This window comes from Modestobacter sp. Leaf380, from assembly GCF_001424485.1.
Lineage (GTDB): Bacteria > Actinomycetota > Actinomycetes > Mycobacteriales > Geodermatophilaceae > Klenkia.
Window position 1 is genome coordinate 22,273 of the sequence record NZ_LMQC01000012.1, and the last position, 12,419, is coordinate 34,691.

At 74.5% G+C, this 12,419-nt stretch carries 17 protein-coding genes; 9 read left to right on the forward strand and 8 right to left on the reverse strand.

Translation table 11 applies throughout. The annotated features are described in order from the left end of the window. Window positions 1–957: a siderophore-interacting protein gene (locus ASG41_RS08010; protein WP_056292449.1), complete on the reverse strand. Its 957-nt coding sequence runs from the start codon at window positions 955–957 to the stop codon at window positions 1–3. Window positions 958–1,179: 222 nt separating this feature from the next. Beyond that, the gene (locus ASG41_RS08015; protein ID WP_200938788.1) at window positions 1,180–1,632 is read right to left on the reverse strand and encodes a very short patch repair endonuclease; all 453 of its coding nucleotides are present in this window, start codon (window positions 1,630–1,632) and stop codon (window positions 1,180–1,182) included. Window positions 1,633–1,777: 145 nt separating this feature from the next. On the opposite strand from ASG41_RS08015, the gene ASG41_RS08020 reads away from it, so the two are divergent. After that, window positions 1,778–2,794: a LacI family DNA-binding transcriptional regulator gene (locus tag ASG41_RS08020; protein WP_056292451.1), complete on the forward strand. Its 1,017-nt coding sequence runs from the start codon at window positions 1,778–1,780 to the stop codon at window positions 2,792–2,794. Between the two features lie 9 nt (window positions 2,795–2,803). Here ASG41_RS08020 and ASG41_RS08025 read toward each other — a convergent pair whose 3' ends face one another. Beyond that, window positions 2,804–4,033, reverse strand: a complete 1,230-nt coding sequence (locus ASG41_RS08025) for an acetyl-CoA C-acetyltransferase (RefSeq protein ID WP_056292453.1) — start codon at window positions 4,031–4,033, stop codon at window positions 2,804–2,806. 68 nt (window positions 4,034–4,101) lie between these two features. Further along, window positions 4,102–4,461: a hypothetical protein gene (locus ASG41_RS08030; RefSeq protein ID WP_056292455.1), complete on the reverse strand. Its 360-nt coding sequence runs from the start codon at window positions 4,459–4,461 to the stop codon at window positions 4,102–4,104. A gap of 155 nt (window positions 4,462–4,616) precedes the next feature. On the opposite strand from ASG41_RS08030, the gene ASG41_RS08035 reads away from it, so the two are divergent. Together ASG41_RS08035 and ASG41_RS08040 are read left to right on the forward strand one after the other, a co-directional pair. Further along, window positions 4,617–5,510 (forward strand): SDR family oxidoreductase, encoded by an 894-nt coding sequence (locus ASG41_RS08035; protein WP_056292457.1) that lies wholly within the window; start codon window positions 4,617–4,619, stop codon window positions 5,508–5,510. Then, on the forward strand, window positions 5,507–7,345 hold the full coding sequence (locus ASG41_RS08040) for a glycoside hydrolase family 15 protein (RefSeq protein WP_235564639.1): 1,839 nt from the start codon (window positions 5,507–5,509) through the stop codon (window positions 7,343–7,345). Before ASG41_RS08035 ends, ASG41_RS08040 begins: the two co-directional genes overlap by 4 nt. A 76-nt stretch (window positions 7,346–7,421) precedes the next feature. Here ASG41_RS08040 and ASG41_RS24215 read toward each other — a convergent pair whose 3' ends face one another. Both ASG41_RS24215 and ASG41_RS24220 read right to left on the reverse strand, forming a co-directional pair. After that, window positions 7,422–8,129 (reverse strand): hypothetical protein, encoded by a 708-nt coding sequence (locus ASG41_RS24215; protein WP_056292459.1) that lies wholly within the window; start codon window positions 8,127–8,129, stop codon window positions 7,422–7,424. A gap of 31 nt (window positions 8,130–8,160) precedes the next feature. Continuing rightward, complete coding sequence (locus ASG41_RS24220; RefSeq protein WP_056292461.1) at window positions 8,161–8,745, reverse strand: hypothetical protein; 585 nt, start codon at window positions 8,743–8,745, stop codon at window positions 8,161–8,163. A gap of 145 nt (window positions 8,746–8,890) precedes the next feature. On the opposite strand from ASG41_RS24220, the gene ASG41_RS08055 reads away from it, so the two are divergent. Both ASG41_RS08055 and ASG41_RS08060 read left to right on the forward strand, forming a co-directional pair. Further along, complete coding sequence (locus tag ASG41_RS08055) at window positions 8,891–9,325, forward strand: YccF domain-containing protein (RefSeq protein WP_235564641.1); 435 nt, start codon at window positions 8,891–8,893, stop codon at window positions 9,323–9,325. 96 nt (window positions 9,326–9,421) lie between these two features. Then, window positions 9,422–9,751: a hypothetical protein gene (locus ASG41_RS08060; protein WP_056292464.1), complete on the forward strand. Its 330-nt coding sequence runs from the start codon at window positions 9,422–9,424 to the stop codon at window positions 9,749–9,751. On the opposite strand, the gene ASG41_RS08065 is transcribed toward ASG41_RS08060, so the two are convergent. Together ASG41_RS08065 and ASG41_RS08070 are read right to left on the reverse strand one after the other, a co-directional pair. Continuing rightward, window positions 9,708–10,199, reverse strand: coding sequence for a hypothetical protein (locus ASG41_RS08065; RefSeq protein ID WP_056292466.1), 492 nt, complete (start codon window positions 10,197–10,199; stop codon window positions 9,708–9,710). The genes ASG41_RS08060 and ASG41_RS08065 overlap by 44 nt on opposite strands. Continuing rightward, window positions 10,196–10,474 carry a hypothetical protein gene (locus tag ASG41_RS08070; protein WP_056292468.1) on the reverse strand — a complete coding sequence of 93 codons (279 nt, stop codon included), beginning with the start codon at window positions 10,472–10,474 and terminating at the stop codon, window positions 10,196–10,198. The genes ASG41_RS08065 and ASG41_RS08070 overlap by 4 nt, the downstream gene beginning before the upstream one ends. A gap of 220 nt (window positions 10,475–10,694) precedes the next feature. Between ASG41_RS08070 and ASG41_RS08075 the strand changes: the two genes are divergently transcribed. The 4 genes from ASG41_RS08075 to ASG41_RS08090 are packed head-to-tail and all read left to right on the forward strand — an operon-like array spanning window position 10,695 to window position 12,419. Then, on the forward strand, window positions 10,695–10,901 hold the full coding sequence (locus ASG41_RS08075) for a hypothetical protein (protein ID WP_056292472.1): 207 nt from the start codon (window positions 10,695–10,697) through the stop codon (window positions 10,899–10,901). Window positions 10,902–10,929: 28 nt separating this feature from the next. After that, a complete protein-coding gene (locus tag ASG41_RS08080) occupies window positions 10,930–11,166 on the forward strand; it encodes a hypothetical protein (RefSeq protein WP_056292474.1) in 237 nt (78 codons plus the stop codon). A 17-nt stretch (window positions 11,167–11,183) separates the two neighbouring features. Further along, complete coding sequence (locus tag ASG41_RS08085) at window positions 11,184–11,465, forward strand: DUF427 domain-containing protein (protein ID WP_056292477.1); 282 nt, start codon at window positions 11,184–11,186, stop codon at window positions 11,463–11,465. Between the two features lie 33 nt (window positions 11,466–11,498). Continuing rightward, the gene (locus tag ASG41_RS08090; protein WP_056292480.1) at window positions 11,499–12,419 is read left to right on the forward strand and encodes an FAD-dependent oxidoreductase; all 921 of its coding nucleotides are present in this window, start codon (window positions 11,499–11,501) and stop codon (window positions 12,417–12,419) included.

Here is a 12,419-nt window from a genome sequence, read left to right on the forward strand (position 1 = left end):
TCAGCCGCGCGCACCGACCTTCCAGTAGCCCATGAACGCGACCGAGTCCCGGTCGACGCCCAGGTCGCGGACCAGGCGGCGGCGCAGCGCCTTGACCACCCCCGCCTCACCGGCCAGCCAGGCGTAGCAGCGGGTGTGCGCGCCGGCCTCCGGGACCTCCCAGACCATCTCGTCCTCGACGTCCTCCACCTCGGCGCCGGACGCCGGCCGGGCGATGCCCAGCTCGGTCAGCGCCTTGTGCACCGCGGGCTCCATCAGCTCCCCGCGGGCGCGGCTGCCGCGGGCCAGCCAGCGCACGTCCACGCCCGGCGGCAGCCGCAGCGACAGGAAGTCCGCGGCCCCCGGCACCTCGAGGACGGCGACGACGCGCTGCCCGCCGGTCAGGTTCTCGATGATCCCGGCGATGGCCGGCACCGCGGTCTCGTCACCGGCCAGGAAGAGGGTGTCCGCCTCGACCGGCGGCGCCCACTCCACACCCCACATCCGGCCGGTGCCCGGCCGGTCGGGGCCCAGCAGCACGACCTCCGAGCCGGGGACGGCGGTCGCGGCCCAGGTGGCGGCCGGGCCGGCGTGCGGGTCGGGGGTGCCGTCCTCGGCGATGCCGTGCAGCACGACGTCCACGTCGAGCTCGGCGACCTCGGGACGGAAGGCCCGCGCGGTGTAGGTGCGCAGGTACGGCCGGCTGTCCTCGGGCATCGCGCAGTAGCGGGCGTACCAGTCCGGGCCGGCCGAGGCGAGGAGGTCGGCCACCGACGCCCCGCCGTTGGCCAGGATCAGCTTGAACCGCTGGTCGTCCCCGGCGAACCCGAAACCGGCCATGTCCGGACCGGTCAGCGTGATCCGCAGGAAGCTCGGCGAGAGCCGTTCGGTGCGCACCACGGAGGCGGTGAAGAACCGGTAGCTCATCGGGACTGCGGCGGCGGTCTCGGCGACAGTGGTCTCGGTGGCGGTGCTCATGGCCGCTCCTCGGCTGGGGGCTGCGGGGCTCGCGGACGACGGGGGCGTTCAACTGAGGCTAGCCTAACCAACTGGTCCTGGGCAGCCCCCCGCCGGAGGTGAACCGATCACCGGCCCGGGGGCGAACCCCGGGCAGCCGTTCTCCACCGCGAGCACGGTGGGCCTCTGTGGGGGGTCCGGTGCCCGGCGGCCGGGAGGTCTCTCCCCCGGCCGCCGGTCGCCTCACCCACGACCGAGTGCCGCGCAGATCGCATCGGCCACCTGCTCGGGGTCCTCGTGCTCCCAGAACCGGAGCACGCGCCAGCCCTCGGCGCGGAGCACCGCGTCGGTGCGGGCGTCCCGCGCGGAGCTCGCCGCCAGCTTCGCCGCCCACCACCCGGCGTTGGCCCGCGGCAGGTGGCCGCACGTCGGGCAGGCGTGCCAGAAGCAGCCGTCGAGGAAGACCACCAGCCGGCGGCCCTTCCACACCAGGTCCCCACGGGCCCGGGTGCCCCGGCCGGGTCGGACGTCGACCCGGTACCGGACCCCGCGGGCGTGCAGCCGGCGGCGCACGGCGAGCTCGGGTGCGGTGTCCCGGCGTCCCTGGCGGCGGAACCGGTCCCGGACGGCGACCGAGGACGCGGCCGGCGCGCGGGAGAGGTCCACGACGGGCTCGTCCGGGTTCGGTGCCGACACGGTGCCTCCTGCTCGAACGGGGTGCTCCGACCCGGTGATGGTGGACCGGGGGTACGACGGTCCGGACCTCGGATCCACACCATGACCAGCGGGTTTCGCATCTCCTGGGGGTTTGGGAGATCACGGGGACCGGTAAGAAGGACCCGTGCCCGTCACCCTCAACGCCGTGGCGGCGCACGCCGGTGTCAGCACCAGCACCGCCAGCCGCGCGCTGTCCGGCCACCCCGCCGTCCTGCCCGACACCCGGCGGCGGGTCGCCGCCTCGGCGGTCGAGCTGGGCTACCACCCCAACCGGATGGCCAGCGCCCTGCGCACCCGCCGCTCGGGCCTCGTCGGGCTGGTGGTCAACAACCTGCGCAACGCGACCTTCCACGTCATCGCCGAGACGCTGCAGGCCTGGGGCGCCGAGAACGGCCAGCAGGTGCTCATCTGCACCACCGGCGGCGACCCGGTCCGCGAGGCCGCCTTCCTGCACACCGTCCGGACCCACCGGCTCGACGGCGTCGTCGTCGCCGGGTCCGGGGCCAACGGCGACCTGGTCAACGGCCTGGTCGGCGCCGGCTGCGCCGTGGTGACGATGAACCGCGAGGTCCCCGGCGCCCGGGCCCCCTCGGTCATGAGCGACTACGCAACGGCTGCGCGGCTGGCCACCGAGCACCTGATCGCCCTGGGGCACACCCGGATCGCGGCCATCGAGGGTCCCCCGGACGTCACCTCCGGCCGGCTCCACCACGAGGGCTTCGCCGGCGCGATGGCCGACGCCGGCCTGCCGGTGGACGACGACCTGGTCTGCCGCGGCGCCTTCCACACGACCTTCGGGGTGGACTCCACCCGGCGCATGCTGCAGCTGGCCGACCCGCCGACCGGTCTCGTCGTCACCAACCACGAGGCGTCCTTCGGGGTGCTACCGGTGCTGGGCGAGTTCGGGATCGACGTGCCGGGCCGGTTGTCGGTGGTGCTCACCGAGGACGAGCCGTTCTGGGGCTTCTGGTCCCCGCCGCTGACCGTGGTCGACAACCGGGCTGACGTGCTGGCCAGCCGCGCCGCCGACCTGCTGCTGACCCAGCTGGGCACCGGCGACGACAACGAGCCCGAGGCCACCGAGGACCTCATCGCTCCCGTCCTGCGCGAGCGCGGCTCCACCGCCCCGCCGCCGGGCTGAGACCCGCGGTCAGACCACCCGCTCGAACACGGCGGCCAGACCCTGGCCGCCGCCGATGCACATCGTCTCCAGGCCGAAGCGGGCCTCCCGGCGCTTGAGCTCGTGCGCCATCGTGGCCAGGATCCGGGCGCCCGTGGCACCGACCGGGTGACCCAGCGAGATGCCCGAGCCGTTGACGTTGACCCGGCCCCGGTCGCCGCCCTCCAGGCCCCAGGCGCCCAGGCAGGCCAGCACCTGGCTGGCGAAGGCCTCGTTGAGCTCGATCAGGTCCATGTCGGCCAGCGTCAGGCCGGTGCGCTCCAGGACCTTCGCCACCGCGGGCACCGGGCCGATGCCCATCGTCTCCGGCGGCACCCCGGCGACCGCCCAGCCGCGCAGCGCCAGGAACGGCTCCCAGCCGCGGCGGTCGGCCTCGGCCCGGGTGGTGACGACGCACATCGCGGCGCCGTCGTTCTGCCCGGAGGCGTTGCCCGCGGTGACGGTCGCGCCCGGGTCGACCCGGCCCATGACCGGCCGGAGCGCCGCGAGGTCGGCCATCGTGGTGTCCGGGCGGGGGTGCTCGTCCTCGGTGACGGTGCGGGCCGGGACCTTCCGGGTGCCCGGCACCTCGACGCCGACGATCTCGTCGGCGAACCGGCCCTCCCGCACCGCCGCGCCGGCGGCCTGCTGCGAGCGCAGCGCCCAGGCGTCCTGCGCGAGCCGGTCGATGTCGTGCTCACGCCGCACGTTCTCCGCCGTCTCCAGCATGCCGCCGGGCACCGGGTGGTGGACCCCGCCGGCGGTCTCCCTGGCCCGGGCCAGCCGGTCGTGCAGCATCGTGCCGTCGCCGCGCACCCCGGTGCGCAGGCCCAGCGCGTAGTGCTCGACCTGGCTCATCGACTCGACCCCGCCGGCGACGACGACCCGGCCGGCACCCGAGGCGACCTGCATGCAGGCGTACAGCACCGCCTGCAAGCCCGAGCCGCAGCGCCGGTCCACCTGCAGCCCGGGCACGTCGACCCCCAGGCCCGCGTCCAGCGCGGCGACCCGGCCGATCGCCGGGGCCTCGCCGTTGGGGTAGCACTGCCCCAGGACGACGTCGTCGACCTCGCCCTCCCCCAGCCCGGTGCGGGCCACGAGCTCGCGCAGCACGGTGGCCGCCAGCGACGTCGCGGTCAGCCCGGCGAAGACGCCGCCGAACCGGCCGACCGGGGTGCGCAGCGGGGAGCAGATGACGACCGAGTCGGGTCCGGAGTCCATGCCCGCGACCCTGCCACGGCCGGGGCCGTGGCGGCTCGGATCAGACGCGTCCGATCAGACGGGTCCGATCAGGCGGCGATCAGGCAGAGCACCCGGCCCGGCAGCGTGGTGGCCTCGCCGTCGAAGTAGCTGGCCGTCGTCTGCGGGTAGGCGGCCGCGCAGGCCGGCTGGGACTGCGCGCCGCGGGTGTCCTCCAGGACCCCGACCACCCGGTAGGCCGCGGCCGGCTCATCGCAGCCCACCACCTCGATCCCGCCGTCCCCGGCCTGGGCGATGCAGTCGTCGACCCCGGCGGCGGGCGAGTCGCTGATCAGGAACAGCCCGACCACCGACGCCACGATGACGGCCAGCGCGACCGGGACCAGGAACCGCGACGGGCCCGCCGCCGGGGGACGCGGTGCCGGGGGTCCTGCGGGCAGGGTGCTCATCGGGGCCTCTCTGGATCGGTGACGACGACTGCCCCGACGGTAGGCCGGGGTGTGCGGCGACACCGGTTGAGCCCCTCCCCACCAGGGCAAGCAGCGCTTGGTCGTTCAGCCACCAGCGGCCCGCCCCACCCGCTCAGCACCGGAGGCAGACACCCGTGTCCGACCAGTACACCTTCACCAACCCTGTCGACCAGTACCGCACCGACGGCTACCCGGAGAAGGGCATCGACGCCCCCGGCCTGGAGACCGAGCTCGACGTTCGCGCCGACCACGGGGAGAAGACCTACCGCGGGTCCGGCCGCCTCGAGGGCCGCAAGGCCCTGATCACCGGCGCCGACTCCGGCATCGGCCGGGCCGCCGCCATCGCCTACGCCCGCGAGGGCGCCGACGTCGTCCTGAACTACCTGCCCGCGGAGCAGTCCGACGCCGAGGACGTCGCGAAGCTCGTCGAGGAGGCCGGCCGGAAGGCCGTGCTCGCCCCCGCCGACCTGTCCGTGGAGTCCGAGGCGCGCGCCCTGGTGCGCACCGCCGTCGAGGCCCTCGGCGGGCTCGACGCGCTGGTGCTCGTCGCCGGCAAGCAGACCTGGGTCGACGACCTGGCCGACCTGACCAGCGAGCAGTTCGACGCGACGTTCAAGACCAACGTCTACTCGGTGTTCTGGGTCGTCCAGGAGGCCGTGCCGCACCTGCCCGCCGGCTCCACGATCATCACCACCAGCTCGATCCAGGCCTACTCTCCCGCCCCCGGGCTGGTCGACTACGCGACCACCAAGGCCGCGATCAACACGATCAGCAAGGCGCTGGCCCAGCAGCTCGCGCCCCAGGGCATCCGCGTCAACACCGTGGCCCCCGGCCCGTTCTGGACCCCGCTGCAGGCCTCCGGCGGGCAGCCCCCGGAGAACCTGCCCGAGTTCGGCAAGGAGACCCCGCTGGGTCGCGCCGGGCAGCCCGCCGAGCTCGCCGGCGCCTACGTCTACCTGGCGTCGGCCGAGTCCGGCTACACGATCGGGGAGACCCTGAACGTCAACGGCGGCATGCCGACCCCGTGACGACGACGACGGACCCCGGCGCAGGCACGTCCCGCCTGCGCTGGGGCACGGCCGAGACCACGGCCGTCACCGAACGGGACGACGCCGGCTACGCCGACCTGCGCACGTACGCAGCCATCGGCGACGGCCGCACCATCGCCCTCATCGCCCGCGACGGCTCCATCGACTGGCTGCCGCTGCCCGAGATGGACCGCACCCTCGCCTTCGGCGCCCTGCTGGACGCCGAGAACGGCGGGTGCATCGAACTGCGGCCCACCACCGACTTCACCGTGCAGCGGGCCTACGTCGACCACACCAACGTGCTGGCGACGACGTTCCACACCGCGACCGGCAGCGTGCGGGTCACCGACTCCCTCAACACCGGCGTCGCCGGCCGGCTGCCCTGGGCCGAGCTGGGCCGGCGCATCGAGGGGCTGACCGGCACGGTCACCCTGCAGGCCGCCGTCCGGCCGGGGACCGGCCTGAACCGCTTCTCCCCCTGGGTGCAGGACACCGCGCACGGCCCGGTGCTGCGGGTCGACGGCCTGACCATGGCCGTGCGCACCAGCGGCGCCGACGAGGTCCGGGTCGCCGACCAGCGCATCGACGTGGCGTACACGACCGCGCCGGGCTCACGGCACCTGCTGGGCCTGGTCGCCACCGAACGCGAGCCGCTCTTCCTGGCCGCTGCCGAGGACGTCGACGCGGGCATCGACCGCACCGTGGCGAACTGGCAGGCCTGGCACCGCGCGTTCTCCTGGGACGGGCCCTGGGACGAGGCGGTGCGCCGCAGCGCGTTGATGCTCAAGCTGCTCATCCACTCCCCCAGCGGATCGATGGTCGCCGCGGCCACCACCTCGCTGCCGGAGTCCCTGGCCGGCGGCAAGAACTGGGACTACCGGTACGCCTGGGTGCGCGACTCCGCCTACGCCCTCACCGCCCTGTTCCGCTTCGGGCTGCGCGAGGAGACGCACGGCGCCATCGGCTGGCTGCTGTCGACCATCCGCCGGCACGGCCCCGAGCCGCACGTCTGCTACACCCTGGGCGGCGACGTCCCCGACGGCGTGGACGAACCCGACGTCCCCGGCTGGCGCGGCAACGCACCGGTCCAGGAGGGCAACGGTGCGTCCCACCAGCTGCAGCTGGGCGTGTACGGGGACCTGTTCTCCATCGTCGCGCTGTACGTCGAGCACGGGAACGTGCTGGACGCCGACACCGGCCGGATGCTCGCCGCCATCGCCGACACCGCCTGCGACCGGTGGCAGCAGAAGGACGCCGGCATGTGGGAGCTGCACGACCCGCAGCACTACACGACGTCCAAGCTGGGCTGCTGGCAGGCGCTCACCAAGGCCGTCGAGCTGGCCGAGGCCGGGCAGATCCCCGGCGACCCGGCGCGCTGGCGCGCCGAGGCCGGCCGGATCAGCGCGTGGGTGCAGGACAACGCCTGGGACGCCGAGAAGGGGGCCTACCTCTGGTACCCCGGCAGCGGGATGCTCGACGCCTCGATCCTGCTGCACGCCATCAGCGGCTTCGACCGCGGCGAGCGGATGAGCTCCACCCTGGACGCGCTGCGCGCCGAGCTGGGCTGCGGCCCGCACCTCTACCGCTACAGCGGCGTCGACGTCGAGGAGGGCGTCTTCCTGGCCTGCTCGTACTGGATGGTGTCCGCGCTGACCCTGTGCGGACGGCGGGACGAGGCGGTGGCGCTGATGGACCGGTTGCAGGACGTGCCCAACGACGTCGGGCTGCTGGCCGAGATGGTCGACCCGGACACCGGCGCGTTCCTGGGCAACCTGCCGCAGGCGCTGTCGCACCTGGCGCTGGTCAACGCCGCGATCACCGTCGCGGAGAACTGACCCGGCCCTCCCCCGGGACGCCACCGACCCGCCCGGCAGCTGCCGGACGGGTCGGTGGTGGTGCGCGACCGGTGGGTCAGACGGGGCCCAGGCAGTAGATGTCGCCCTCGGCGTCGTCGTCGTCGAGGGCGCCGATCCAGACCTGGTAGACGACCCCGTCGAACTGGGAGCAGGTGTCGTCGTTGCTCATGAACTCGGACTGGGTGAGGTCGTCGCGCTCCTCGTCCTCACCCACGACCCGGTAGTCGGCGTCGTCGCTGTCGCAGTCCACGACCTCGATGTCGGCGGCGGTGTTCTGCACGCAGTCACCGGGCTCCGGGTCACCCCCGAAGCCGTTGACGAGCAGGCTGACCACCACCAGCAGCCCGACCAGACCCCCGACGATCGGCAGCCACTTGCGGGCACCGGCCTTCTGCGGGTCCAGCTGGTGGAAGGCCTGCTGCCCCGACCAGGGCTGACCGGGTCCGGGTTGGCCCTGCTGCCCCCAGGGCTGGCCCTGCTGTCCCCACGGCTGCCCCGGTCCGGGCTGCCCCTGCTGGCCCCACGGCTGCTGGGGTGCGCCCTGCTGACCCCACGGCTGCTGCCCCTGCGGTCCGGGCTGTCCCCACGGCTGCTGGGGTGGCTGCCCGGGCTGCCCCCAGGGCTGGCCGGGCTGGCCGGGCTGGCCGGGCTGGGCGCTGCCGGGCTGACCCGACTGCGGGGGCTGCCCCCAGCCCTGACCGGGCTGGGGTCCCTGGGGCTGGCCCGACGGGGGCGTGCCCTCGGGCTGGTCGGGGGTGGTCATGCGTCCTCCGAGGTCGGGGCGTGCGACGGGGTCAGGAGATGGACTCCAAGCAGTATCCGGTGCCCTCTTCGCTCTGGCTGTCCGCGTCGACCGCGTAGGCGACCGAGTTCGGCCACTCCGTCAGGCAGAGCGAGTCGTCGGCGCGCAGCTCGTCACCGCTGACGTCCTCGAGGACCCCGGCGATCCGGTAGGTGGCCTCGGAGTCGTCGCAGTCCACGACCTCCAGGGAGGTCAGGCTGCCGTTGGTGCAGTCACCGGCCTCCGGGTCGGAGGCGAAGAGGCCGTTGCGCACGAGCGCGAAGACCGTGACGGCGACGACGGCGCCGATGACGGCGGGCAGACGCTTCTTCCAACCCGACTTCTTCGGCTCCTCGACCTGACCCGACGCGCCGGCTCCGGCCCACGGCTGCCCCGGCTGCTGGCCGTCCCACTGCTGGCCCGGCTGACCCGGCTGGCCCTGCGGGGCGCCGAACTGGCCGGGCTGCTGGGGAGCACCCCACGGCTGACCCTGCGGCTGCTGGCCCTGGGGCTGCTGCCCCTGCGGCGGCTGGCCACCGGGGCCCGGCTGCTGTTGGCCCCATCCCTGCGAGGAGTTCGGGTCCTGGGGCGTGGTCACGGGGTTCCTCCATTGCGACACGGGAATGATCCGCTTGATCATGCCCAACCACGCGCCCAGTCGGCGCACCGGGTACGCACAGCCTCACCCTCCGTGGGGGCACGGACACGGGGAACACCACTGCCGCACCGCTCGTGGTCCTGGTGTGGACGGACTGCGACTCGTGCTGAACCTGGTGTGGCTGGTCTTCCAGGGCTGGGTGCTGGCCCTGGCCTACCTGCTGGCGGGGGTGATCGCCTGCGTCTTCATCGTGACGATCCCCTTCGGCATCGCCTCGTTCAGACTGGCGTCCTTCGTCGTCTGGCCCTTCGGCCGCACCACGGTCCGCGACCCCCGTGCGGGCCTGGCCTCGGCCCTGGGCAACCTGGTGTGGTTCCTCGTCGCCGGCTGGTGGCTGGCCCTCATCCACGTCCTCGCCGGCATCGGGTTCTGCCTGACGGTCATCGGCATCCCGTTCGGCATCGCCAGCTTCAAGCTCGCCCTCGTCGGGCTCTTCCCCCTCGGCAAGCGCGTCGTCGAGACCGGGGCGCCGACGTCCTGGTTCGGCGCGGGCCAGGCCGTGGCCGCCCCCGCCCGCTGACCCCGGCACCCGCCGTGGCATGGGATCCCCCGCATACGGCTGGGCGCTCCTGCGATGTGCAAGGGATCCCATGCCTGGGCGGCCGGAGGTGGCACGGTGACGGGCCCCGGTGACCACCCGAACCGTGCGATGGCGAAGGACCGGTGGCTCGCTGCCCTCACCGTGGCGTGGCTGACCCTGGCACTGGTGCTGTGGGGCTGGGCGGTGACCTCCCCCTGGGCGCCCTCGGGGCAGGCGCCCACGAGCACCGACGTCGCCCGGGCACACACCCGCGTACTGCTGTCGGGTGCCGCCAGCGTCGGCCTGCCCCTCGTGGCGGTGGTCCTCGCCGCTCGTTGGGACCGCCCGAGGGACGCCGCCCTCCTGGCGGCCGGCGCGGTCGTCAGTGCCGTGGTGACGGCGGCTCTGTGGGTGATGTCGAGTTGACCGGACCGGCGTCCTTGCTCCCTGCCGGGCGGCGTCCGCGGGACGGCCGGGCAGCCACCAGCACTCCCACGAACGCCACCGCTGCCACGGCGACGAGCCCGGCCTGCAGCACCGGCACCCAGGCCGGTGCCCCGTTCCCCACGACGACGACGTTCAGCGCCACCGCTGCGCCCCACGCCACCCCGGTGACCCGCGCCCACCGGTCGCCGCGCACCCCGGCCTCCCCCGGGAGTGCCTGCCACGACCGTCGGAGGAAGACCAGGGAGACGAGTCCCAGCAGCGTCCCGGCGGCCAGCAGTACGGACACGACCAGCCCGGTGGACGACCACGCCACCCAGCCCATGGCGACCAGGTGGACGCCGACCGCGAGGACACCGCAGCGTCGCCCGGTGCGCAGCCGACCAGGAGCCGCTGCGACGTCGTCCGCCGAGGCCGCCCCCCGCTTCACCGGCGGGCACCCTCGAACGACGACATCGAAGGCCGATGCGGGGGTTGCCGGACCGCCGTGATCGCGACGGCCGCCAGCGCGATGCCTCCGGTCATCACGGTGAGCTGGGCGTCATCCGTGAGATCGAGCTGACCCGGCGCACCGGCCAGGAGCAGCACGCCGAGGAAGAGCCGGGAGCCCTGCCAGGCGGAGGGGCGAGCCACGTCCGCCGTGTGCGCGGCGACGACCAGCAGCACGCCCAGCGCCCACGTCCCCCACAACGCCACCTCGACCACCCGGTGATCATGCCCCACGCGGAGGCCAGCGCCACCGCTCCCGTGCAGGTCAGCGCCCCGCGACACCCAACCGCACCCCGCTGAGGCAGGGGATCCACCGCATACGGCTGGGGGCTCCAGCGGTATGCGGGGGATCCCATGCCGGAGCGGTCGGGGCGGGTAGGCGCACCATCAGGGCCATGGCCTCCCACCCGCTGCCCGTCCCCGAGGTGTCGGCCCGGTGAACGCACCCGACGTCGTCGTCTGCTCCGCGAAGGGCTGCCGGGCACCGGCGAGGCACACGCTGGTCTGGAACAACCCGAAGATCCACACCCCGGACCGGGAGAAGACCTGGACCGCGTGCGACGAGCACCGGGAGCCGCTGTCCCACCACCTGTCGATGCGTTCGTTCCTGCGGCGGGTCGACCCGCTGCCGCAGGATCGGTAGCGTCGTCCGGGACACCTGGAGGCACCCCATGGCCGCACGGCCTGGACGCTGCGTTGACGACCACCTCGGCTGCCCCTGCGCGGGCGACGAGACCATCCACCAGACGCGGGCCACCGAGGTGCGGCTGGCCCAGGAGGCCAACGACGAGGCCGAGTCCTGCCCCGAGTGCGGCGGTCAGGCTTCCCCGGTGCATCTGCTGACCTGGGGCCACTGCCGGGCCTGCCGGACGGCGGACTCCCGCGCCGTGCAGCCGCTGCGCTGGTAGCGGCGGACACTGGTGGCATGACCACTGCCACCTGGAACGGTTCCCTCATCGCCGAGTCCGACGACATCGTCACCGTCGAGGGCAACGCCTACTTCCCGCTGTCCTCGGTGACCCCCGGGGCGCTCGTCGAGTCCGCGGCGACCAGCAGCTGCCCGTGGAAGGGCGAGGCCAGCTACTTCTCGGTGCAGGCCGACGGGCAGACCAACGCCGACGCCGCCTGGACCTACCGCTCCCCCAAGGCGGCCGCCGCCGAGATCGCCGACCGGGTCGCGTTCTGGAAGGGCGTCGTCGTCTCCTGACCGCGGAGGCTGCGCGCACGGCATGATCGCGCCGTGCGCGTGACCGTGGTGGGTGCCGGGATCGTCGGCCTGGCGTGCGCGCTGCGGCTGTCCGAGGCCGGGCACCGGGTGTCGGTCGTGGCCGCCGCCCGGGGTTCGGCGACGACGTCCAGCGTGGCCGCCGCGCTCTGGTACCCGTACCGCGCGCACCCCGAGCGGGCGGTGACCCGGTGGGCCGCCCTGGGTTACGCGGCCCTGGCCGGCCTGGTCGAGGGCCCGGCCGGGGTGCGGATGCGCACCGGCACCGAGCTGCTGCGCGAGGTCTCCCCCGACCCGTGGTGGCGCGACGCCGTCCCCACCCTGGACCGGGTGCCGGCGGCCGAGCTGCCCGAGGGGTACGCCGACGGCTGGACCCTCACGGTCCCCGTCGTCGACACCGGCGTGCACCTGGCCTGGCTGGAGGAGACCCTGGCCGCCCGCGGGGTGCGTGTGGCCGGTCAGCGGGTGGGGTCGCTGGACGAGCTGTCCGGGGACGTCGTCGTGGACTGCGCGGGCCTCGGCGCCCGCGAGCTGGCCGGTGACCGCAGCGTGCAGGCCGTCCGGGGGCAGGTCGTCGTCGTCGAGCAGGTGGGGCTGACCCGGTGGCTGCTGGACCAGTCCGACCCGCTGACCTACGTCGTCCCCCGGTTGCAGACGATCGTGCTCGGCGGCAGCGCCGACGAGGGCGACGAGGACCGCGACGTCCGCCCGGTGACGGCGGAGGCGGTGCGGGCCCGGGCGGTCGCGCTGGTGCCCGCGCTGGCCGGGGCACGCGTGCTGGCCCACCAGGTGGGTCTGCGACCGGCCCGCCCCGCGGTACGGGTGGAACGGGTCGATGCCGGGGCGCGGCCGGTCGTGCACTGCTACGGCCACGGCGGTGCCGGGGTGACGCTGGCCTACGGCTGCGCCGAGGACGTCGTCACCCTCGTCGGCTGA